General features: G+C 54.4%; 23 protein-coding genes. 10 read left to right on the top strand and 13 right to left on the bottom strand.

Features of this window, described 5'->3' with window-relative positions; genetic code table 11:
* Nucleotides 1-156 precede the first annotated feature (156 nt).
* Both JOD69_RS19320 and JOD69_RS19325 read left to right on the top strand, forming a co-directional pair.
* On the top strand, nt 157-2574 hold the full coding sequence (locus tag JOD69_RS19320; protein ID WP_245245686.1) for a penicillin-binding protein 1A: 2418 nt from the start codon (nt 157-159) through the stop codon (nt 2572-2574).
* A gap of 8 nt (nt 2575-2582) precedes the next feature.
* A complete protein-coding gene (locus tag JOD69_RS19325; protein ID WP_139841026.1) occupies nt 2583-3179 on the top strand; it encodes a hypothetical protein in 597 nt (198 codons plus the stop codon).
* A 163-nt stretch (nt 3180-3342) separates the two neighbouring features.
* Here the strand turns inward: JOD69_RS19325 and rpmE are convergent, their stop codons facing one another.
* Nucleotides 3343-3546: a 50S ribosomal protein L31 gene (rpmE, locus tag JOD69_RS19330; protein ID WP_077727999.1), complete on the bottom strand. Its 204-nt coding sequence runs from the start codon at nt 3544-3546 to the stop codon at nt 3343-3345.
* Nucleotides 3547-3752: 206 nt separating this feature from the next.
* Here rpmE and JOD69_RS19335 point away from each other — a divergent pair, with 206 nt between their 5' ends.
* Nucleotides 3753-4532, top strand: a complete 780-nt coding sequence (locus JOD69_RS19335; RefSeq protein ID WP_086133580.1) for an exodeoxyribonuclease III — start codon at nt 3753-3755, stop codon at nt 4530-4532.
* The gene (locus JOD69_RS19340; protein WP_086133581.1) at nt 4510-5841 is read left to right on the top strand and encodes an AmpG family muropeptide MFS transporter; all 1332 of its coding nucleotides are present in this window, start codon (nt 4510-4512) and stop codon (nt 5839-5841) included. Before JOD69_RS19335 ends, JOD69_RS19340 begins: the two co-directional genes overlap by 23 nt.
* A 77-nt stretch (nt 5842-5918) precedes the next feature.
* Here the strand turns inward: JOD69_RS19340 and lpdA are convergent, their stop codons facing one another.
* The 4 genes from lpdA to glp all read right to left on the bottom strand — a co-directional run bounded on the left by lpdA (nt 5919) and on the right by glp (nt 13584).
* A complete protein-coding gene (gene lpdA, locus JOD69_RS19345; RefSeq protein ID WP_077727996.1) occupies nt 5919-7340 on the bottom strand; it encodes a dihydrolipoyl dehydrogenase in 1422 nt (473 codons plus the stop codon).
* A gap of 98 nt (nt 7341-7438) precedes the next feature.
* Nucleotides 7439-8782: a dihydrolipoyllysine-residue acetyltransferase gene (aceF, locus tag JOD69_RS19350; RefSeq protein ID WP_077727995.1), complete on the bottom strand. Its 1344-nt coding sequence runs from the start codon at nt 8780-8782 to the stop codon at nt 7439-7441.
* Nucleotides 8783-8792: 10 nt separating this feature from the next.
* Nucleotides 8793-11480, bottom strand: coding sequence for a pyruvate dehydrogenase (acetyl-transferring), homodimeric type (gene aceE, locus JOD69_RS19355; protein ID WP_086133582.1), 2688 nt, complete (start codon nt 11478-11480; stop codon nt 8793-8795).
* Between the two features lie 835 nt (nt 11481-12315).
* On the bottom strand, nt 12316-13584 hold the full coding sequence (gene glp, locus JOD69_RS19365) for a gephyrin-like molybdotransferase Glp (RefSeq protein ID WP_077727992.1): 1269 nt from the start codon (nt 13582-13584) through the stop codon (nt 12316-12318).
* A 58-nt stretch (nt 13585-13642) separates the two neighbouring features.
* Between glp and JOD69_RS19370 the strand changes: the two genes are divergently transcribed.
* Together JOD69_RS19370 and JOD69_RS19375 are read left to right on the top strand one after the other, a co-directional pair.
* Entirely contained in the window at nt 13643-14734 is a 1092-nt protein-coding gene (locus JOD69_RS19370; protein WP_077727991.1) for a PA0069 family radical SAM protein, read from the top strand.
* Nucleotides 14735-14834: 100 nt separating this feature from the next.
* Entirely contained in the window at nt 14835-15977 is a 1143-nt protein-coding gene (locus JOD69_RS19375) for a sensor domain-containing diguanylate cyclase (RefSeq protein ID WP_077727990.1), read from the top strand.
* Between the two features lie 205 nt (nt 15978-16182).
* Here JOD69_RS19375 and JOD69_RS19380 read toward each other — a convergent pair whose 3' ends face one another.
* Genes JOD69_RS19380 through JOD69_RS19400 form a run of 5 tightly spaced genes read right to left on the bottom strand, consistent with a single transcriptional unit; the run spans nt 16183 to nt 18734 of the window.
* Nucleotides 16183-17184 (bottom strand): peptidylprolyl isomerase, encoded by a 1002-nt coding sequence (locus JOD69_RS19380; protein WP_077727989.1) that lies wholly within the window; start codon nt 17182-17184, stop codon nt 16183-16185.
* Nucleotides 17185-17475, bottom strand: coding sequence for a BolA family protein (locus tag JOD69_RS19385; protein ID WP_077727988.1), 291 nt, complete (start codon nt 17473-17475; stop codon nt 17185-17187).
* On the bottom strand, nt 17475-17774 hold the full coding sequence (locus tag JOD69_RS19390) for a YciI family protein (protein ID WP_077727987.1): 300 nt from the start codon (nt 17772-17774) through the stop codon (nt 17475-17477). The genes JOD69_RS19385 and JOD69_RS19390 overlap by 1 nt, the downstream gene beginning before the upstream one ends.
* Before the next feature lie 4 nt (nt 17775-17778).
* Entirely contained in the window at nt 17779-18321 is a 543-nt protein-coding gene (locus JOD69_RS19395) for a septation protein A (protein ID WP_086133583.1), read from the bottom strand.
* 32 nt (nt 18322-18353) lie between these two features.
* On the bottom strand, nt 18354-18734 hold the full coding sequence (locus tag JOD69_RS19400; RefSeq protein WP_086133584.1) for a hypothetical protein: 381 nt from the start codon (nt 18732-18734) through the stop codon (nt 18354-18356).
* Between the two features lie 244 nt (nt 18735-18978).
* On the opposite strand from JOD69_RS19400, the gene JOD69_RS19405 reads away from it, so the two are divergent.
* Nucleotides 18979-19290, top strand: a complete 312-nt coding sequence (locus JOD69_RS19405) for a DUF1244 domain-containing protein (protein WP_077727984.1) — start codon at nt 18979-18981, stop codon at nt 19288-19290.
* Nucleotides 19291-19308: 18 nt separating this feature from the next.
* Here the strand turns inward: JOD69_RS19405 and JOD69_RS19410 are convergent, their stop codons facing one another.
* Together JOD69_RS19410 and JOD69_RS19415 are read right to left on the bottom strand one after the other, a co-directional pair.
* Entirely contained in the window at nt 19309-19653 is a 345-nt protein-coding gene (locus tag JOD69_RS19410) for a phenylpyruvate tautomerase MIF-related protein (protein WP_086133585.1), read from the bottom strand.
* Nucleotides 19654-19665: 12 nt separating this feature from the next.
* A complete protein-coding gene (locus JOD69_RS19415; RefSeq protein WP_086133586.1) occupies nt 19666-20055 on the bottom strand; it encodes a flagellar basal body-associated FliL family protein in 390 nt (129 codons plus the stop codon).
* 92 nt (nt 20056-20147) lie between these two features.
* Between JOD69_RS19415 and nagZ the strand changes: the two genes are divergently transcribed.
* The 3 genes from nagZ to JOD69_RS19430 are packed head-to-tail and all read left to right on the top strand — an operon-like array spanning nt 20148 to nt 22494.
* Entirely contained in the window at nt 20148-21194 is a 1047-nt protein-coding gene (nagZ, locus tag JOD69_RS19420; protein WP_240506837.1) for a beta-N-acetylhexosaminidase, read from the top strand.
* Nucleotides 21191-21745, top strand: coding sequence for a hypoxanthine-guanine phosphoribosyltransferase (locus JOD69_RS19425; RefSeq protein ID WP_086133588.1), 555 nt, complete (start codon nt 21191-21193; stop codon nt 21743-21745). The genes nagZ and JOD69_RS19425 overlap by 4 nt, the downstream gene beginning before the upstream one ends.
* Before the next feature lie 11 nt (nt 21746-21756).
* Nucleotides 21757-22494 (top strand): S-methyl-5'-thioinosine phosphorylase, encoded by a 738-nt coding sequence (locus tag JOD69_RS19430; RefSeq protein ID WP_086133589.1) that lies wholly within the window; start codon nt 21757-21759, stop codon nt 22492-22494.
* 116 nt (nt 22495-22610) lie between these two features.
* Here JOD69_RS19430 and JOD69_RS19435 read toward each other — a convergent pair whose 3' ends face one another.
* Nucleotides 22611-23057 carry a thiosulfate oxidation carrier protein SoxY gene (locus JOD69_RS19435; protein ID WP_086133590.1) on the bottom strand — a complete coding sequence of 149 codons (447 nt, stop codon included), beginning with the start codon at nt 23055-23057 and terminating at the stop codon, nt 22611-22613.

Raw genomic sequence — 23057 nt, forward strand, 5'->3', positions numbered from 1 at the left:
AGTAGGGATTAGAAGTTTGCCCATGACACGCCAAACACCGATCAACCGTGCACTTCGGAGCTACTATTTGTAGCCGCAGCCTGAAAACACCTTTTTGATTGTCGAGTGAGAACCCGCAACAGTCGACGCCAAGCGCGCTCCCGTTCAGTGAGCCTCTTGAAGCTAATCTTTTTTTTCCTCCTTGCCGGATTCGCGAGTTTGGCCTTAGCCGCGTTCTTGCTTTATCGGTTCATCGAACCGCAACTCCCGGATATAGAAGTTTTGCGGGATGCGCGGTACCAGACTCCGATGAGCATTTACAGCAAAGATGGCCTCCTAATCGCGCAATACGGCGAAATGAAGCGCAGCCCGGTCAGCTTTTCCGAAGTGCCAGAAAAAGTCATTCAGGCTTTCTTGGCGGCCGAGGACAATCGGTTTTTTGACCATCCGGGCGTGGACTACCAAGGTTTATTGCGAGCGACGTTTTCCTTTCTTCGGACGGGCAAGAAGAAGCAAGGTGGCAGCACGATCACCATGCAGGTGGCCCGCAATTTCTTTTTAAGCAGCGAAAAGACCTTTTTTCGCAAACTCAAGGAAATCGTGCTGGCGATCAAAATCGAATCGGAATTGACGAAAGAACAGATCTTGGAGCTGTACTTGAACAAGATCTACTTCGGCCACCACGCGTATGGCGTCGTAGCTGCGACTCAGGTCTACTACGGCAAAGGGATTAACGAGCTCGACCTGGATGAAATCGCGACGATTGCGGGTTTACCGAAGGCTCCCTCCGCGTTCAATCCGATAACCAATCCAGAGAGGGCGGCGAGCCGGCGAAACTATGTCCTAAAGCGGATGCGGAAACTGGGCTACATCAATGATCAGACTTACCAGGACATGATCAACCGGCCTGTCACCGCAAAACTCCATACGACCCCCGTCGAGTTAAATGCCCCCCATGTCGCAGAGCTGATCCGCAACGAGATGTATCGGCAGTATGGCGAATCCGCTTACACCAGCGGTTACAGGATATACACCACGATCGACAGCCGCTTGCAGGCAGCCGCAGACAGGGCGCTGCGCCTTGCGCTGCACGACTACGATGAGCGTCACGGATTTCGGGGCGCTAAGCAACGAGTAGATTTAAAGAAGGACAAGCGCCCCAAGGACTGGGACGAGCGATTATCCAGCATCCCCAGAGCGGGAGAAACGGTACCCGGGCTGGTCCTAGCTGTTAAAGACAGCTCGGCAGAAATTTATCTCGGCGACAAACAGCGCATCGAACTGGACTGGGACGGCCTTAAATGGGCACGCAAGTATATCTCCGAGAATGCACAAGGTCCTCTGCCCAAAAGCACCAAAGAGATACTCAAGGCCGGTGATCTCATCAGGCTTCGCAAAGACGGCAACGACCATTGGAAACTTAGCCAGATTCCGGAAGTTGAAGGCGCGCTGGTCGCATTGGATCCGACCAGCGGTGCCGTAGTCGCGCTGAGCGGCGGGTATGATTTTGCTCTCAGCAAGTTCAACAGAGCGACTCAGGCGCAAAGACAGCCCGGCTCCGGCTTTAAACCAATACTCTACGCGGCAGCATTGACCCACGGATATACTCCGGCGAGTGTCGTAAATGACGCTCCCGTTGTCTTTTCCGACCCGTCCCAGGCGGACGGATTCTGGCGTCCTCAGAATTACTCGGGCCGATTTTACGGCCCCACGCGACTCAGAGTCGCACTCGCCAAATCACGAAACCTCGTATCCATTCGATTGCTTCAAAGCATCGGCCTCAAGAAGGCCATAGATATGGCCATGCGCTTCGGCTTTCAGCCCGAAGAGCTGCCACGATCTCTCCCGCTAGCCTTAGGAAGCGGCACTGCAACGCCCCTCCGGATGGGGCAAGCCTATGCCGTGTTCGCGAATGGCGGCTTCCACGTCGAACCGTACTTCATCGAACGCATCGAAACCGAAGCCGATAGAACGATCTTCCGAGCTACGCCGCAAATCGCATGTGCGAATTGTGCCGAGTCCGATGATCACCAAACGAATTTTGCACCTCGCACGTTATCTCCCCAGGTCCATTACATGATGAACTCCATGCTGCAAGACGTGGTACGAACCGGGACCGCGACCCGTGCAATGGAACTGGGGCGTAACGATATTGCCGGCAAAACCGGCACAACGAATGAATATAGGGATGCCTGGTTTAACGGTTATGTTCCCTCTCTGACGACCATCGCTTGGGTCGGCTTCGATTCATCAAAATCCTTGGGAAAAGGTGAAACTGGCGGCAAAGCCGCACTGCCCATGTGGATGTATTTCATGCAGGAAGCCCTCAAAGATTTACCCGAGCAGACTTTTCCGCTTCCAAGCGGGTTGACCATCGCTCGGATGGATCCGGGCACGGGAATGCTTGCTCCACCCGGCAGCACTAATGCTATCTTCGAGGTATTCCCGTCGGAGCGCGCTCCTCGTTACTATGCTGCGCCGCGCGTAAGCGAACCGCCTCCCTCTGAAGTCATCGAAGACGAGGCCGAGCCGGAATTACCGAAGCCCCCTCCCCTTCGAACGACGACCGAAAAACCAATCGAATCGCTATTTTGATCTCCATCATGTCTACGAAAGATAAAGCACGCCTGTTGATCGCTCAGGAGGCTGCGAGGATTATCGCCGAAGAGGGTGTAAACGATTATCTTCCGGCAAAAAACAAGGCTGCCGCCCGCCTGGGGATAGCGAATTCACGAAGCCTTCCCCGAAACGAGGAAATCGACCAAGCGTTAGAGGAATACCATCGACTCTATCGGGCTGAAACACAGCCGCTGCACATTGCTCGTCTTCGAAAACTCGCATTAGAGGCCATGCGTTTCCTGGAAGAGTTTTCGCCGCGATTGATCGGTGGCGCGTTGGATGGCAGCGCCAGTAAATACAGCCCGATCATCTTGTATGTATATCCCGAAAGCCCCGAAGAGATCATCAAGAAATTGGTTGAAGCCCGCATACCATTTAAGGAAGGGGCCTTTTCGTTGAATTTGGGACACAGGCGGGGCATGACGTATCCGGCGCTGGATTTTTTTGTCGATGGCGTCCGCGTCGAATTGGCGGTACTCCCGCCGGAATTGAAGGGGCAACGGATCAATCGAAAGGAAAAGGCGGTGCCTGGCGGCTCTCTTCAGGACGTCGAGAAACTGATTAACGGCATTTCGCCGTGAGACTCGGCCGAAGCCTCACGAGAACGACAATCAAAGACCAATATCTATCGGTTGATCGATAATCCGTTTTTGACCGGCCCAAAACGGAGAGCATTCCTTGCTCATTGCCGTTAAACGAGGGGCGGCCAGGCCGATTTCGAAAGACGCAAACGAGGCTGAAAAATCAGCCCCGTCCGTACTTGCGTCGGAACTTGTCAACACGACCGGCAGTGTCGACGATCTTCTGCTTGCCTGTATAGAATGGATGGCAAGCGGAGCAAACTTCAACCTGCAAATCTTTGCCAAGCGTCGACTTGGTTTCGAAGGTATTGCCGCAACTGCAATGGACGGCGATGGACTTGTATTCGGGATGAATATCCGGCTTCATAATGAGGCTTTCTCCAGGAAATCAGAACAAAGGGACGACAAATTTTTCATGGTACTTAAAACGGCTCTTCACTGCAAGATGGACGCACTCTTTAGCGCAGATCGTCCTGCTTCCAACTGAACATCGGCCCACCCGCATCAGCCTTTATTTCCATTTTCGGCGACAGCACTCTAGCGGCTATATACCTATCTGAGATATAAACCATAATGCGTATAGTTTCCCTCAATGTTAACGGCGTGCGGTCAGCAGCGCGCAAAGGCTTTTTCCACTGGATGGATAAACAGAATGCCGACGTTGTCTGCCTACAGGAAACCAAGGCTCAGACACACCAACTGGAAGACCCTATCTACTGGCCTAAAGGGTACCAGTGCTACTACCTGGATGCTGTCAAAAAGGGCTACAGCGGTGTGGCATTGTATAGCCGACGGGAACCGGACGAAGTCATTCAGGGCATTGGCTGGCCTGACATGGACGCCGAGGGGCGTTATCTCGAGGCCCGATTCGGCCCGCTAAGCGTCGTTTCCCTATACTTGCCTTCCGGATCGTCCAGCGAAGAACGGCAAGCGGTGAAGTTCGATTTCATGAACCGCTTCCTGCCGTATCTTCGGGAATGCGCACAGTCCGGGCGCAATTATATTTTCTGCGGCGACTGGAATATCGCCCATAAACCCATTGATCTCAAGAATTGGCGATCCAACCAGAAAAACTCCGGGTTCCTGCCCGAAGAGCGTGCTTGGCTGGATGTCGTATTCGAGGAGGACGGCTGGGTCGATGCCTTTCGTGTTGTCAATCAGGAGCCTGAACAGTATACCTGGTGGTCGAATCGCGGTCAGGCTTGGGCCAAGAACGTGGGTTGGCGTATCGATTATCACGTGACCAGTCCCACTCTCCGGGAAGCAATCCTCGCCGCCCATGTTTACAAGGAAGAGCGCTTTTCCGACCATGCGCCACTCACCATCGATTATGACTACCCTTTCCTGGCGTGACGCGCTATTTAACAGACGGATGTTGATCTGCATCCTCACGGGGTTTTCCTCGGGGTTGCCTCTATTCGTGCTGATCAGCCTGATTTCGGCCTGGCTACGCGACGGAGGTGTCGACCTCAAAGAGATCGGGTTGCTGGCTCTCGTTCAATTTCCTTACATCTGGAAGTTTTTGTGGGCGCCACTCTGTGACCGATACGGTCTACCAATGGGGCGACGCCGGACTTGGATGCTGATTACCCAAATTGCACTGCTGCTCTCGATTCCCGCTTTTGGTTGGCTCGCTCCCGTTCCAGACATCGCGACCATTCGTTGGCTGGCGGTAGCGGTAGCACTATTTTCAGCAACCCAGGACATTGCAATCGATGCCTTTCGGCGAGAGATTCTCAGGGACGAAGAGCAAGGACTTGGCAATGTAATCCATGTGAATGCGTACAAAATCGCCGGGCTCGTACCGGGATCTCTGTCGCTGATCCTCGCTGATTATTTGTCTTGGGACGCCGTCTACTTGATCACGGCCCTGTTCATGTTCCCCGGCATTCTCCTGACGCTCATCGGAACCGAACCGGAGTTTTCCAGCCACGCCCCTCCGACGCTACGTCAAGCCTTAGTCGATCCTTTTCGTGAATTTGTTCAACGAAAGGGTTGGAGCGGCGCGTTAACGGTCCTGGGATTCATCTTTTTTTACAAGCTGGGCGATAGCATGGCAACGGCGCTGGCCACGCCCTTTTATTTGGACATGGGCTACAGCAAGACCGAAATCGGCGTGATCGCCAAGCATGCCGGACTTTGGCCTAACGTTGCAGGCGGCATTTTAGGTGGAATATGGATGATTTCTCTGGGGATACATCGGTCTCTTTGGGTATTTGGCGTTTTACAGGCGCTGGTGATTCTCGGCTTTGCCTGGCTTGCCACGGCCGGCCATACCTTGGCTGGCCTGGCTGCCGTTATCGGCGCCGAGGCGTTCGGTGTCGGATTGGGCACGGCCGCGTTCGTTGCCTACATCGCCACCGCCACCAATCCGGCGTACACCGCCACCCAGTTCGCGCTGTTTACCAGCCTGGCCGCAACGCCACGGACGCTGGCCAATGCATTCACCGGCTTTCTCGTCGAAGGTGGGGACATTAAGATGGGAAACATTTCGCTGCTTCACATCGAAGCGCTAGGCTGGGAACGCTTCTTTTGGGTTTGCTTCGCGCTCACCCTTCCAGGCATGCTGCTACTGTTCAAAGTCGCGCCATGGAACGGAGGCAAGCGGAGCAGAGATCCAGGACGTCTCGAGCCTCAACCCGATTCGCAGTCATCCGACTGAAAAATTTTGCGCCGAAGGAATGCGTTGCGCAGATAAGAGAGCGCCCTCTGGATGCTCTCCTCCGGCGCGAATTCGGCCTACTTTCGAATATAAAGGTCCGTAATACTGCCTTCCAGCATCTCGGCGGCAAATGCAAAGGTTTCCGACAAAGTCGGATGCGGGTGAATAGTCAAGGCGATATCTTCCATATCGGCGCCCATCTCGAGCGCCAGAACGGCCTCGCTGATAAGCTCCCCCGCATTAGGCCCGACGATCCCTGCCCCCAGAATCCGCTTAGTCTCTTTATCGCACAAAATCTTGGTTACGCCCTCTTTGCGATCGATGCCTAGAGCCCGCCCGCTCGCCGCCCAGGGAAATGCGGCTTTGTCGTAGGCAATCCCTTGAGCTTTTGCCTGATTTTCCGTAAGTCCCATCCAGGCCACCTCTGGATCGGTGTAAGCTACCGAGGGAATAGTTAACGCCTGAAACGCCGAGCGCTCTCCGGAAATGACTTCCGCCGCCACTTTCGCCTCGTGAGTCGCTTTGTGTGCCAGCATCGGATTGCCCACGATATCGCCAATGGCGTAAATATGAGGCACGTTGGTTCGCTGACAGGTGTCTACCGGAATGAAGCCTTTGTCGTCGACTTTGACGCCGGCATTCTCCGCACCGATCAGATTTCCGTTTGGCTTCCGGCCTACGGCGACCAGAATGCGGTCGAACAAGTCTGATTCGGGAGCGCCTTCACCGCCTTCGAAATAAACCTGCAATCCTTCCGACTTCGCTTCGATGCGCGTTACCTTCGTCTTAAGGAAAATATTCTCGTACTGTTTCTTGATGCGCTGATACAACGGCTTAACCAGATCCGCATCGCAGCCCGGAATGATCTGGTCCATCAGTTCGACAACCGTGATCTTCGAACCAAGCGCATGATAAACAGTGGCCATTTCCAAGCCGATGATGCCGCCGCCGATGATCAGAAGACGCTTGGGCACTTCGGCGAGCTCCAAGGCGTCCGTGGAATCCATCATGCGCGGATCGTCGTGAGGGAAACCCGGAATCTGTACCGGCTGCGAGCCGGCTGCGATGATGGCGTGATCGAAACTGACCGTCTTTGTGCCATCTGCCGTTTCAACCTGTAGCGTTCGGTCCGAAGAGAATTTGCCCACGCCGTTGACGATGGAAACTTTGCGCTGCTTGGCCAAGCCTGCAAGCCCCGTCGTAAGTGTCTTCACGACTTTGTTCTTCCAGTCGCGCAGCTTGTCCAAATCAACGTTCGGCGAACCGAAATTCAGTCCAAAACTTGAAGATTCCTGCGCCTCCTGAATGACCTTGGCGGCATGCAGCAATGCTTTCGAAGGAATACATCCGACATTTAGACAAACGCCCCCCAACACCGGATAACGCTCGACCAAAACCACCTGTCTGCCCAAGTCGGCGGCTCGAAAAGCGGCGGTATAACCACCCGGACCGCCGCCCAAAACGACAACTTCGGCATGTAGACTAGATGTATCGGACATCGAACGTATACCTTCTATTAAGAAAAAATTGCAGATTAGCGTTCCATCGCAAGTTGTATCGAACCGGTTTGCCGGCAAGCCTCAAAGCATCCCGGCTTCTATAAAAGGACTCGCCGCAGTTCGGCCAGCAATCCAGCCAAATAAACCGTGAATCGTGCCGCCTCGGCTCCATCGATGACGCGATGATCGTACGACAGGGACAATGGCAACATCAGGCGCGGAACGAACTGTCCGTCCAGGTAAACGGGCTTGGTTTGCGCTCGGGACAAACCAAGTATTGCCACTTGAGGCGGATTGATGATGGGCGTAAAAGCCGTACCGCCGATTCCGCCGAGGCTCGAGATAGTAAACGACGCCCCTTCGAGATCGTTGTTGCGCAGTTTCTTGCCACGGGCTTTCGCGCCGAGTTCTGCCAATTCCCTAGCCAAGTCGAAAATGCCTTTTTGATCGACATCCCGAACTACGGGCACCACTAGGCCTTCCGGAGTATCCACCGCCACGCCCAAGTGATAGTACTTTTTAAGGATCAGCTCTTCGCCGTTGGCTGCGAGGGATGAATTAAACGTCGGAAACTCTTTGAGCGCTGCCGCTACGGCCTTGATGACGAATGGCAGAAAGGTCAGCTTCACATTCTGCTTTTCCGCCTCGCTCTTGAGCGACTGGCGAAAGGCTTCGAGATCGGTGATGTCGGCTTCATCGTGTTGCGTCACATGGGGAATGCTCATCCAACTCCGAAGCAGATTCGGGCCGGAAAGCTTCTTGATGCGGGACAACGGCTGTCTATCGACGGTGCCGAACTGAGCGAAATCAATTTCCGGCTGAGGCGGAATGGCGAAAACACCACCAGCCATCGCTTGCTCGACCCGCTTCAGGCTCGCTTTTACGAATGCCTGAACATCCTCCTTCAAAATACGGCCTTTTGGCCCGGTGCCTTGAATTTTCTGAAGCTCAGCCCCCAATTCACGGGCGAACTTCCGAATCGATGGGCTCGCATGAGGAGGATGCGCATGCTCTTCAACAACTTTTAAAGCTCGTTCGGCGATGGCCGGCGCGGGCTTCGGCTTCGCTTCCGGCTCTGCTACTGAGGAAGGCGCAGGCTGCTCGGCAACGGGCTTGGGCGCCGCTTCGCCGGAGACGATCTTTCCAGCTTCCGCTTCCGCCTCAGGCGGAGCTTTCTCTTCCCGTTCCGGCTGGGCCCGATCAGCAAGCTCCAACTGCAATATCGGCGACCCCATGCTCACCCGATCACCGACATTGACCTGCATTTCTTTCACCACGCCGGAAAACGGCGAAGGCACCTCCATCGCCGCTTTATCGCTTTCCAGCGTAATCAAGGAATCGTCGGCCTTGATTACATCCCCCGGCTTAACCAGCACTTCGATGATCTCGACGTTCTTGAAATCCCCGATATCGGGAACTACGACTTCTTTTAGCACTGCCATAGCGATTCCTTTACACCTTCACTGGATTGGGCTTTTCCGGATCGATGCCGTATTTGGCCATAGCTTCCGTCAGTGTAGAAGTCGCCACGCCGCCCTCATCGACTAAGGCTTTTAGTGTCGTAAATGCGATGTAATGCCGATCCACCTCAAAAAATCTCCGCAATTCGGAACGTTGATCGCTGCGACCAAAGCCGTCGGTACCCAGCACCGTATAGGATCTCGGAACAAAGGGCCGGATTTGATCGGCGAGCATTTTAATATAGTCGGATGCCGCGATGATCGGCCCCTGGGTTCCGGCCAGGCAATCCTCCACGTAGCTGATGCGGGGCGGCTGATCCGGATGCAGGAGATTCCAACGCTGTTTGTCGAGTCCGTCACGGCGCAGTTCGGTAAAGCTGGTGACGCTCCAAACGTTCGCTTTTACGCCGAAGTCCTGCTCCAGCAATTCCGCCGCGACGATGGCCTCGCGGAGTATCGTACCGCTGGCCAAAATTTGGGCTTGAGCCGATTCGCCGGCTTCCTTGAGCTTATACATGCCCTTGACGATCCCTTCGCGCGCGCCGGCCGGCATGTCAGGATGAGTATAATTTTCATTCATGACGGTGACGTAGTAGAAGATGCTCTCGCCCTCCTGATACATCCGCCTGAGGCCGTCTTGAATAATCACGGCCAGTTCGTAGGAAAAGCAAGGATCGTAAGCTACGCAATTTGGGATCGCCGACATGCTGACGTGACTATGCCCGTCCTGATGCTGCAAACCCTCGCCCGCCAGCGTTGTACGTCCGGCAGTTCCTCCCATCAAAAAGCCGCGCGCCTGCATATCGCCCGCGGCCCACATCAGATCCCCCACCCGTTGATATCCGAACATCGAGTAGTAGATGTAGAACGGGATCATCTGGATGTTGTGGTTGGTATAAGCCGTACCGGCCGCGAGCCAGGAGCACATGGAGCCCGCCTCCGAAATGCCCTCTTCCAGGATCTGCCCTGATTTGTCCTCCTTGTAGTACATCACTCCGCCGGCATCCGCAGGAACGTACAATTGCCCAACGGAAGAGTAAATACCGTATTGGCGGAAAAGTCCCTCCATACCGAAAGTTCGGGCCTCGTCCGGTACGATGGGTACGACGTACTTACCCAATTTTTTATCCCGCAACAGCAGCGTCAGGATGCGCACGAACGCCATCGTAGTCGACATTTCCCGATCTTCGGTGCCCTTCAGCAGAGGTTCGAAGACATCCAGCTCCGGCACCTGCAAAAGCGGCGCGTCGCGTCGCCGTTGCGGCACGTATCCGCCCAGGCTCTTTCGACGCTCGTGCATGTAGCGCTGCTCCGCACTGTCTTCCGGCGGCTTGTAGTACGGCAACTCCATCAGCTGGCCATCGGGAATGGGAATATTGAAACGATCCCGGAAGTGGCGGATCGCCTGTTCGTCCATTTTCTTTTGCTGGTGCGTGGTCATGAGCCCTTCGCCCGCGCTGCCCATGCCATAACCCTTGACCGTCTTGGCCAGGATCACCGTCGGCTGTCCGGTATGGTTTACCGCCGCATGATAAGCGGCGTAGACCTTGTGCGGGTCGTGCCCGCCACGATTCAGGCGCCAGATGTCCTCGTCGGACATATTGGCCACCATCTCCTTCAGCTCCGGATACTTGCCGAAGAAGTGCTCGCGGGTGTAGGCACCGCCTTTCGCTTTGTAGGCTTGATACTCGCCATCCACGGCCTCTTCCATGCGCTTCTTCAAGAGGCCGTCTTTGTCTTTGGCCAGCAGAGGATCCCAATAGGAACCCCAGATGACTTTGATGACATTCCAGCCGGCACCGCGGAACTCCGCCTCAAGTTCCTGGATGATCTTGCCGTCGCCCCGCACTGGCCCGTCGAGCCGCTGCAGATTGCAATTGATGACAAAGATGAGATTGTCCAATTTCTCCCTGCCGGCAAGCCCGATGGCTCCCATGGATTCCGGCTCATCCATTTCGCCGTCGCCGCAGAAACACCAGACTTTGCGGCCCGAGGTCGCCAGAATCCCCCGATCCTCCAAATATTTCATGAAGCGCGCTTGATAAATCGCCATCAGCGGACCAAGCCCCATGGATACCGTCGGAAACTGCCAAAAATCTGGCATCAACCAGGGATGTGGATAGGAGGAAAGACCGTTGCCGCCGATTTCGGCGCGAAAACTGTCCAGCTGTTCTTCGTTCAGGCGTCCTTCCAGAAACGCACGGGCGTAGATGCCGGGAGCGGCGTGCCCCTGAAAGTAAATCAGATCCCCGCCGTGGTTCCCATTGGCGGCATGGAAAAAATGGTTGAAACCCACGTCGTAAAGCGTCGCAGCTGAAGCGAAGGTGGCAATATGTCCACCGTATTCGCTGGTTTTACGGTTGGCTCGGACAACCATCGCCATCGCGTTCCAGCGGATATAAGAGCGGATGCGCTGCTCCAAACCGGCATCGCCCGGCAAGCGGGGTTCCATGTGGGGCGGAATGGTATTGATGTACGCCGTATTCGCCTTATAAGGCAGGTTCGCCCCCGCGCGGCGTGCCTGATCGACCAAGCTTTCGATCAGGAAATGCGCACGCTCGATACCTTCAGTCTCGATAACGGCCTCCAGGGCCTCCAACCATTCTCGGGTTTCTTCGGGATCGATATCGTTGACGCTCTTAAGGTTTTGCGATGGGTGAGACGGACTCACGGCGGACATAGGAAAGGTTCCTCCACTGATTAAGGGCTTCCAGCTAATTTTTTCGAATGCAGACAAGCAAGCGACAAGTCATCTATTGAATTCCGACCTTTAGATTGCTTGAAACGAAAGAATTTCTGGCATGTTTGTTGAACCGTTGATCCAGTGATTACAGAACTGTGCAACTCTGACTTTGCCTTCTGAACGAGGTCAACGTTGTATTGTTAGAAAAAAAAAGTCCAATCGGAAAATGTTACAGACTACGAGCCGATTACGCCAGAAAAGCTAATCTGAAAAACTGCTCGGCTAGCGATTTTATGAGCTTTGATCACCTGGTATTATCGTCCGGTAGCCAGATCCGAGGCACAAAAACATCGCCCGCTCATCAATTGCCGTGATAGTGCAGCGTTTGTGAGCGACTCTACTTTTAAGACAACCGGTCGCCCCATATGTTAGGAAGCAAAACAAATTCGGAAAAGGAACGTCGGCGTGCCCCGCGGTTGGATTCGCGAATTTCCGCCTATCTAATCATGCCATCGAGCGCCCCATTGCGTGGCGTCGCGAAGAACATAAGCCGTTCAGGCGTCTTCATTGAGACTACCAAACCGCTGAAACGGCTCATCGGTGAACCGGCTCGGCTGGTCTTTACGCTCGAACATGGAAACTTGGTGAGGTTGGCTCGCTATTCGGTGGTTATCGTGCGGGAGTCACAGCACGGAATCGGCCTCGGCTTTTGGCATTCGAGCAAGGCGGTGGATTCGCGTAAAGCCTAGCCGTAGGTTTATAGTCACTCCCGAGCCAAACACGCCTGCCCGCTTGGACCCAACGGCCCGAAACATTGAGAAACTCTCGCAACCTACATCAAGCAGGCAAACGGTAAAACATCGACCATTTCACCGGGCTCCACAGAAGCGCGATCGTGCGCCAGAATAATCATGGCGTTTGCCAGGCTCATGGAGCGAAGAATGCCGGAACCCTGTTTGCCGCTCGTACGCACTTCCCAGTCACCGGTTTCGGTTCTTTCGAGAATGCCCCGCTGGTACTCCGTGCGGCCCGGCTTTTTAGCAAGCCGCTCGAGACACTTGGCTTTCAGTGTGGGAATAACCGGCCGCTCCAGAATTCCCATTTTCTTTTCCAGTAATGGAAGGACAAATTGGTAAAAGTTTACCATCACGGCGACCGGGTTACCCGGCAACCCGATGAATGTCGACGCGCCGATACTACCAAAAGCCACGGGGCGTCCCGGCTTCATGGCAACCTTCCAAAAACCGATATTGCCTATCGAAGACAGAACCTCCTTGACGAAATCGGCTTCACCTACCGATACGCCACCCGAGGAAATGATCACATCCGCAGCGGATGCAGCCCTTATCAAAGCTTCGCTTAGTAGCTCGGGATCATCGGGCACGATGCCCTGGTCCATCACCTTGACACTTAACCGTCTTAGTGCCGAGTGGAGCGTATAGCGATTGCTGTCGTATATGCCGCCGGCCTCTAAGGATCTTCCTAGCTGATGCACTTCGTTTCCGGTCGATAAGAGCGCTACCCGAGGTCGCCGCTTGACCTTGATTTCACTTATGCCTAACGAGGCGATCAGCCCGATATCCGGTGGGGTCAGATAGCGTCCTCCGTTCAGAACCGTTTCGCCCCGCTTGACGTCCTCACCAGCCATGCGGACATTATCCGCCATGCGATGCCGCCCACCGGTTATGCAGATCCGATCCCCGTCGACATCGACATGCTCCTGCATCAGCACGGTATCCGCACCGGCCGGCATGGGCGCACCGGTCATAATGCGTACCGATTGTCCTGGAAGCACGGCGCCGACAAACGGCGTTCCCGCCAGAGCCACGCCTACCACCTCCATTTTCACGATGCTTCCAGCGCCCGGCAAATCCGTTCCTCGTATGGCGTAGCCGTCGACAGCCGCATTGGTATGGGATGGAACATCTAAAGGCGAGACCACAGGGTCATGCAAAACTCTCGTTACGCCCTCGAGGATGCTGACTTGTTCGTAACCCCTGACCGAGGAAACGGCATTCAGTATACGCTCTAAGGCATCATCGACATGAAGTGCGTCGTGCTCATCATTGTCGCTACAACTGGGTCGGTTAGTCGTAGTCATGGCGAGACCAATCTGGAAATATTCGGTGCCAGTGAGAATGGTACTATTGGAGGCGAGTATGAGCGACAATGAATGCCAAAAAATCCGGGTTCCGAATTCGCCGACAAAAGGCCGAGGGGCCGTAAGCAATCGGGAATCCCGCTATTCCGAGACCGTCCGAGAAAAAATCGACGACGACTGGTGGGCAGAGGATGTGCCCCCGGCAGCAACCACCGTAACACACGATAGCGCTCGGAGCATTATCACCCATAACCGGTCGCCCGACATCCCTTTCGATCAGTCGATCAATGCCTACCGGGGCTGCGAGCATGGTTGCATTTACTGCTATGCGCGGCCTAGTCATGCTTACTTGGGACTGTCGCCGGGACTGGACTTCGAAACCCGGCTGTTCGTCAAATCCGATGCGGCGAGTCTCCTGCGCAAGGAGCTAGCGAAAAAATCCCATCGTCCATCTCCAATCGCTTTAGGCGCCAACACCGATCCTTACCAACCTATCGAGCGGGAATGGCGCATTACTCGGGAAGTTCTCGAGGTACTCTACGAATGCCGCCATCCGGTTAATATCACGACCAAATCGGCACTCATCGAACGCGATCTCGACATTCTCTCGGCAATGGCGCGCGAGCATCTGGCCCAAGTTCAGATTTCGATTACCACGCTTGACAAGGGGTTGGCCCGAATCATGGAACCGCGGGCTACGAGCCCGCAACGCCGACTCCAAACAATTCGCATTCTAGCGGACGCTGGCGTGCCAGTGACCGCACTGGTGGCCCCGGTGGTTCCGATTCTGACGGACGCGGAGCTCGAAGCCATCCTTGCTCAGGCAGCCGCACATGGCGCCATCAGCGCCGATTACATCGTGCTGCGCCTTCCTCTCGAACTGAAAGAATTATTCCGCGAATGGCTGGAAACCCATGTCCCGCTAAAAGCCAAGCACGTTCTGGCGCGACTGCGCGATATCCATGGCGGTAAACCGTATGAATCTAGTTTTGGCCTTCGCCACTCCGGGTCAGGGATTTACGCCGAACTCATCCGGAATCGGTTCCTGGTGGCTCTCAAGAAAAACGGGCTTAACGCCACCGAAATCCATTTAAACCCGGAGTTATTCAAGCGTCCTAGTGATGCGCCTGTGCAAACCAGCTTATTTTGATACTTTTGATACCTGCTCGAATCAAAAATGGCGATCCAAAACTTATGCTAGGCTTTTATGCTGAAAATAAGCGTCATCGCACCGACTAAGGATCCTAAGTTTGGACGAGCTTTACACCGAATTATGCGTCCTACAAAGCCACCTGGGTAACCTCGTCGATCGCATTCGGCAGAACCAGATTAAATTGCATCGCTTCCAAACGCTGGAAATGACCTTGCTCACGCTGAACTCTCTGCGTGAACTGGTCGATCAGGTGTTGGAAGACACTCGCGTTCTATTCGAGCTTGACGCCGTTAGCTTCGTATTGGTCGACGAAAAAGGCGAACTCGAGCGCTTCCTCAGAGAGGATGGTCTAAACGTCGACAAGCAGCCAAATCTTATATTGCTGCCCAGCGGCGAAATCCTGGACCGTACGTTCCGCAAGACCTTAAGACCTTACCTAGGGTGCTACAAACCCGAAAAATGTGCCGCATTCTTCCCACGCCTTCCGGATACTTCGTCCAGCGTTGCACTCTTGCCTCTCTATCGTCGAGGCAAACTCATGGGGAGTTTAAATCTCGCCAGTACCGACACCATGCGCTTTTCCGAGCAGATGGCAACGGATTTTCTGGATCGGCTGGCCTGCGTGCTCAGCGTATGCCTGGAAAATACCTTGAACTTCGAACTGCTGCGACGAACCAGCCTTATCGACACGCTCACCGGCGTCAACAACCGGCGATATTTCGAACAACGCGTCAGTGAAGAAATCGACCGGGCACTACGCAGCGGCGAATGTCTGTCATGTTTATTTCTGGATATCGATCACTTCAAGACGATCAATGATACTTATGGGCATCAAAGCGGTGATCGGGTGCTGGTCGACGTGGCACAGACCATCCGCTCCATGCTGCGCAACAACGACGTGTTAGCGCGCTATGGCGGCGAGGAGTTCGTTGCGCTTCTTTCGACAGGAACGGGCAACCGGGCTGCCACCGATGTAGCAGAACGAATCCGCCAACGCATTGCCGATCGCGAGTTCTACGATAAGGATGGCGAGGCGCTGAAGATAAGTTTGTCTATCGGCGTAGCCACTTTGGACCCAACCAGGGTCAGCGGGATCGATGCCACCGAGGCCCGCCTTATCGAAGCAGCTGATATAGCTTTGTATCGAGCCAAAAACAATGGTCGAAATTGCGTAGTCAGCAACGGCTTTGTCGAACCGAGCTTTCAAGAAACATCGCAACAGTGCGTTGCCGGCTTCTAGCCAGCATTTCCCATACTTCTCCAATCGCAAACGGTATCTTCGGGAACGTCGGAGCCGATCTTTCAATCGCGAACCGACGCTTAATCGCCACCTTCCGCGCGCGGTAGCGTACCGTTTTTGCGCTGCGCCACGCACCGCTGCGACGAAGGGAAGAAATGTGGGTTAGAGCCGGAAAACACCTCCGGCTCTAACGGATAGCGCGAGTTTATTCGGCCGGCTCTTGCGATTCAGCGGGGTCTTCCTGAGGACCACCTTCCGGCTGCTGTTGCGAAGGATCCGCAGCAGGACTTTCCGACGGTTTTTCCGGCGCCGTGCCAGCACCGGGCTGCTGCGGCGAATCGATCGCAGGTTTCTCAGCCGGTTTCGGCTTCTCGAACTGCTCTATCTTCGCCTTGTTTTTCAGCTCTCCAATGTGTTGTTGCAGCCGTTGTGTCTGCATCATGGATCGCAGCTGGTCTTTGACGGCATCAAAGGGCGGTGGCGGCTGGTCGCGCGAATCTTCACGCAGGATCACGTGCCAACCGAACTGAGTTTGAACGGGCGTTTGGGTCAATTCGCCATTCTTTAAAGCAACTACCGCGTTTGCGAAAGGCGGCACCATCTGCTGCGGGTTAAACCAGCCCAAGTCGCCACCACTTCCCTTGGAGCCAGGATCCTTGGAAACTTTCTTCGCGATATCCGCGAACTTTTCCCCTTTTTGTAGTCGCTTAATGACGTCCTTCGCCGCCTGCTCGGTATCCACCAGAATGTGCCTGGCTTTGTACTCCGTCAACTTCATCGAACCAACGCGCTGGTCATATTCTTTCTTCAAATCTTCGTCGGAAATCGCAGCGCTGTTGATGAAATGTTCCGCGGCAATTTGCGACAAAACCATTCGATCGGCATTTTCCACGCGCGCGGCGTATTTCGGATCATTGGTCAGCTGCTGGGCCTCGGCCTCTTGGCGCAATAGTTCTCGTTTAATCAGTTCATCGATGATTTTTTCTTCCGATATCCCGTTGTCCCCGCGGCGCTGAGCCAGTTCCGCCGATAAGATATCGACTGCGGCTCTACTGATCGGTCTGCCGTTGACTACGGCGACTGAGTTTTCAGCCGTCGGGGCCTCAGTCGTGCTTGTCGCACCCTTTTGGCCATCAGTGCCAACGTTATTGCATCCCGCGATAACCAATACGCTGGCGATAGCGGCGACAAGTGAATATGTCTTCATTTACGCATTTCCTTTTTGTTGAAATTCAAGTGGAGTAAAAGCCTTCATACTGAAAGCGTGTATCTCTTTCTGCATCAAGTCGCCCAGCGCACGATAGACCAACTGGTGCCGCTGAACCGAACTCTTTCCTTCAAACATCTCAGACACGATAGTGGCGTAAAAATGCCCACCGCCGGTTTCCATGGCACCTGCATGGCCGGCGTGCGCCATACTATCGTCGGTAACTTCCAAATGTACCGGCGAGAGCACCTCTTCCAGTCGGCTCCTGATTTTTTCGACTCGACTTATCATTATGGAAGCACCTTCTTGAACGGTTTGATCGTCACCCGAGCATACACGCCCGCCAGACGATAAGGGTCCTCATCTGCCCATGCTTGAGCAGCTGCCAGACTGGAGAATTCGGCAACGATCAAGCTGCCGGTGAACCCGGCTTCGCCCGGATCTTCGCAATCGACAGCCGGATGGGGACCTGCCAAAATCAACCGCCCCTCGGCTTGCAGCGCTTTCAACCGATCGAGATGCGCAGGACGCGCTTCGAGACGATTTGGCAGACTTCCCTCAGCATCCTCACAAATAATGGCGTAGAGCAAAAAACTACTCCTCCGGATTGGGTTCGGGCAAAAAACGAGATAGATAGATGGACTGGGCAATGACAAACACGAACGTTAGCCCCAAAAGGCCGAAGAGCTTGAAGTTGACCCAAGTCTCTGTACTGAAATTGTAAATAACAAAAAGATTGACACCACCGAGCGCGACGAAGAACGTGGCCCAACTCAGATTCAATCGGCGCCAAACCAAATCCGGCAGTTCAATTTGATTACCTAGCATGCGCTCGATCAGTGTTCGCTTGCCGAATAGTTGACTACCGAGAAAGGCCATGCCGAACAGCCAATTGAGTACAGTCGGTTTCCACTTGATGAAAAGTTCATCTTTCAAGAATAAGGTTGCACCACCGAAGATAACGATGATTGCCAGCGAGACCAAATGCATAGGCTCGACTTTGCGCGTCTTTAACCACGTGACCGCCACTTGTACCGCAGTCGCTACGATAGCGGCGAGAGTTGCAGCGTAAATATCGGAAATCTTAAAAACGATAAAAAAGAGAAAAATCGGGAAAAAATCGAACAGCAATTTCATAGTTCGGGCATAGGTAAAAAAGAGATTAGGAGTCAGGCGTAGACGTCCACACCCAACATCTGGCTGAGAGCGCTTTTTGCCTCATATTGCGGCAAATCGAATTGTGCGCGATAGGCATTTAGCGCGTGCTTCGTTCTCGCGCTCAGTATCGTTTGGTATTGGGCAGTTCGTTGTTCCTCAGCTTCCTTCCTGAGTTGAGTTGGCTGGTTGAGGCGATCCAGGACGGCTTTCAATTCATCTGAAGACGCGACGCCGCCTGCGCTATTGTCTCCCATATTAATACTGGCATTTTCTACGCCAGCCATTATCCTTGGGTCAGCCGAAGTGACTCCTTGGACGGCTATAAGTTCCCGCTGCCGTTTGATTTCAGCGAGCGCGTAAGCAGAAATAGAGGCGGCTTTTTGAATATCCATAGTCGGACGGCGCCTGCGGCTTTACCTATTCATTCCCTTATAATAAATACTATTTCACAGAACATTATATCCGACAATACTTTGCAAACCGGCAAACCGAAGCTTAACACATCGAAAGCGTATGCATGGCCAAGCACCATTCCGGAAGCGAGAAGCGTTCCCCAAGTTACCAGGGGCACTCCGGACGGAAGCTATTCCGAGGTTCCTCGGTCCAATCTTCAAACACATCCAAGCACTCAGAGCTATGAACGAACAAACCCGAATCGAACTGGAAGCAGCAGCTTTCCGACGGCTGCTGCAACATCTGCGCGATCGTTCCGACGTGCAAAACATCGATCTGATGATTTTGGCGGGCTTTTGCCGTAACTGCCTGGCCAAATGGTATAGCGCCGAGGCGAAGGAGCGCGGTATCGACATCGATTATCCGGCGGCGCAAGAAATCATTTACGGCATGCCGTATGCCGAATGGAAGGCCAAGTATCAAAAAGAGGCCACACCGGAGCAACTCAAGGCCATGGAGGAAATCCAACGCCGCAATGAAGCCGCCGGACATTAGCGGCAACGGCCCAAAGGTTTAGAACGTCCCGCCGTTCCAGCCCCATTGACTGCCTTTGATATCGGTAAATTCGATGTAGACCCGCGCTGGAGGAATATCGAGCCGTTGTTCCAGCAAACTGCAAATTGAACGGGATAGCGATTTGATCTGGCCGGCGGGCAATCCGATGCTCTTGAGTTCCGCATAGGCTGCCGGCTCGCCGGTGCCGCCGAACAGCATAGGAACATCGCTGTTCAAACTCACCATGACGTAGGACTCTGGTTTTCCGAGCTCTTTGGCCAACAGGCGCGAAGCCGCCGTCAGCAGCGGCTCGCGCTGGTCGGGAGAAACTTCCCGATTAGTCTGTATCGTCAGATAAGGCATAGAAGAACTCCACTACTGGATAAGAAAATCGGTAAAAAAGAGATCCTTTAGTCCTTCGCCTGCGCCATATTTTTCCAGCGTTTTGGTGACATCCTGTAACGCCGCTTGACGAAGCTTCTCCCGCTCGTCCACAGCAGAAAGCTGCTCGGGATTGCGATTCGAAAAGAGCATAATCAACGCATGACGAATAGGCGGCATGTGCATTTTGATTTTTTCCGCATGCTCCTTGCTATCGATCAACAGTTGAATGTCGGCTCTAAGATAATGGCGTTTGCCCTCAAGATTTACCAGCACCGATTCTAAAGGCAAATATTCGACTCCACCGTCTCCTTCGCCGCTCATGCCATAACCTAACGGACTAAATAAAAGAAGAAACAAAGCCAGAATTTTCGATCTTCCCACGAGGTTCTCCAGTGGCTTTCGGTTAGCGTCTCGTCGCGTTCGCTCGATTATAGTTTAAAATCGTGGACCTTCAGTATTTCCGGCGGACGCCCATGAAACCATCTAAGCCGCTAGGGCCTGTGATGCTCGATCTACAGGGCCTAACCGTAAGCCCCGATGAAAAGGACAAATTGACCCACCCCGCCGCAGGCGGGCTCATTTTGTTCAGTCGGAACTACGAGTCGCCGAGGCAACTCATGAATCTCGTGGGGGAGATTCGCGCGTTACGCCCCGAAATTCTGATCGCAGTGGATCACGAGGGTGGTCGCGTACAACGCTTCCGCGAAGGATTTACACGATTGCCGCCCGCCGCCCGTTATCACGAGATAGCAAATGGGCAACCGGACCACTCCGAAGCAGCGGCCGAAACGGCCGGTTGGCTTATGGCGGCGGAACTTCGGGCCGTCGATATCGATTTCAGTTTCGCGCCCGTTTTGGATGTCGACTCGGGCATCAGCGACATCATCGGCAATCGCGCGTTTTCCCGCGATCCTTTCGAAACCGCACAACTCGCCCGGGCTTTTGCGAGAGGTATGAGACGAGCCGGAATGCCATCCGTGGGCAAGCACTTTCCGGGTCATGGCGGCGTGGCGGAAGACTCCCATCTGGCACTGCCGGTCGATCACCGCCGCCTGGACGAAATCGAAAGCCGCGATTTACTGCCATTCCGCGCCCTCATCGAATTCGGATTGGAGGGAATCATGCCGGCCCACGTGATTTACGCGGAAATCGATGAGCGGCCGGCCGGTTTTTCATCTTTTTGGATTCAAGAAGTTCTTCGCCGCCGGCTCGGATTCGACGGAACCGTGTTCAGCGACGACTTATCCATGGCCGGCGCAGCATTTGCCGGAAATCATGTTGACCGCGCCAGGCTAGCGCTCGAAGCGGGCTGCGACATGGTACTGGTCTGCAACATGCCCGACGCCGCCGGCGAAGTCCTCGAATCCTTGACGAATCATTCCAGCACAGAACGCGAGCCCCGCCTCCAGCGCATGCGGGGACGTTTTTCCATGGATCGTAATGCCTTATTGGCGAGCACTGACTGGCAGCGCGCCACAGAACTGATCGCATCTATCAACGAACAACCGGGACTCGCATGAACAAATCGGAAGAAATCGAACGAGTAATAGCCGAAGCCGACTGCCTTTTTTCGGAAAACGAGGTCAACTCGGCCCTCGACCGCATGGCGGCCGAGATCACTACACTCATCGGCGATAAGACCCCTTTGTTGCTCTCGGTTCTCAACGGCGGCATCATTCCCACCGCAGAGATTGCCCTGCGTCTGCGCTTCCCCTTGGAAATCGACTCCATTAAGGCCGGCCGCTACCAGGGAGAAACCCGCGGCAGCGAAATTCGCTGGCTCTTGAAGCCTAGCATTCCCCTCCATGATCGGACAGTACTGATCATCGACGACATCCTGGATGAGGGCATCACCCTGGCTGAGATTCGGAAATACTGCCTCGAAGAAGGCGCCGAAGCCGTGTACACGGCTGTTGTCGTAGACAAGAAATTGAATAAGGAGAAACCTTGCCGAGCCGATTTCATCGGATTGGAAGCCGAAGATCGCTATTTGTTCGGATTCGGCATGGATTATAAAAGCTATCTTCGCAATTGGCCGGGCATCTTCGCCTGCAAGCACGTTTATCGATAAAGGGAGCTGTCATGACTTTAATGGCCATCATCGGGGGAACCGGTCTCACACGGCTCCCTGATCTCACGATTGTCCGGCGTGAGCGAATCACTACGCCGTATGGAGATCCTTCTTCAGAACTGGTTTTTGGCCATTTTCATCAGCAAGAACTGGTGTTTCTGGCGCGCCATGGCAACCCGCACATCATTCCGCCACACAAGATCAATTACCGCGCAAACATCTGGGCGCTGAAAGAAGCCGGTGCGGCCAGCATTCTGGCGATAGCCGCGGTAGGAGGAATCCGCGCCGATATGGTGCCGGGAAAAATCGCCGTTCCAAACCAAATCATCGATTACACGTACGGACGGCCACACACGTTTTTCGAGACTGATCTCGAACTGGTAACCCACGTCGATTTCACTCACCCCTACAGTCCATGGTTGCGGGAAAAGATATTGACCGCAGCTCAAGTGGCGGGCGTCAGTATCATCGATGACGGCGTATACGGCTGTACCCAGGGGCCGCGGCTGGAAACCGCGGCGGAAATCAACCGCATGGAACGCGACGGCTGCGATCTCGTCGGAATGACCGGTATGCCGGAGGCCGCCCTGGCACGCGAACTCGGCATCGATTACGCCTGCTGCGCCGTGATTGCCAATTGGGCGGCGGGAAAAACGGCAGCCGAAATTACAATGATGGAAATCGAAGCGAACTTAGTGGCGGGAATGGCCGATTTAACATCCATCCTGAGGCATTTCGTTCAGGCATAAGAGGGTTATGCGAGAAGCTACGGCGCAATCCGAGGGCGGCACCTCGACAAGCTCAGGACACGCTTGCCTCGAGCCGCTCATAATGCGTCCCAGACACCCACTAAGACATCGGCAGATTAACCGCAGCCGCCAACCATGACTCTTACCGTCTTTTGCGTTCCGAAAAATTTCCCCTCGGACTCGGCGATGACCAATATGGCGCTTGTTTCGTTCATCTTTATGCGCAAGGAAGCAAATCCGTCGGTTCCGGGCTCGAAGCGAATCTGAGCCGCCAGCGGCGTGGGATTTTTCTCTACGAAAATGAGCATGCGCGAGGTGTTCGGCAGCCGGCTATCGACTGAAATCGGCACAATCGCGCCGTTCTCGGCCAGCTCCGGCACTTCGAAGGCAATTCGGTCGGTTTCAGCCCACGACGCTCCCGCCAACATATCCGAAAGCAGTCGGCTGAAACCGTTCTCCATCCGTTGAGGTGCTCTGGATTTCGCCGCCCCAAAAACGACTTCCCAAGGTAATGCTAATGCCGCTACTAGCATTCGAACGAAGTTGCGTCTGGATTGCGTCAT

The sequence above is a fragment of the Methylocaldum sp. RMAD-M genome (genome assembly GCF_017832375.1).
Lineage (GTDB): Bacteria > Pseudomonadota > Gammaproteobacteria > Methylococcales > Methylococcaceae > Methylocaldum.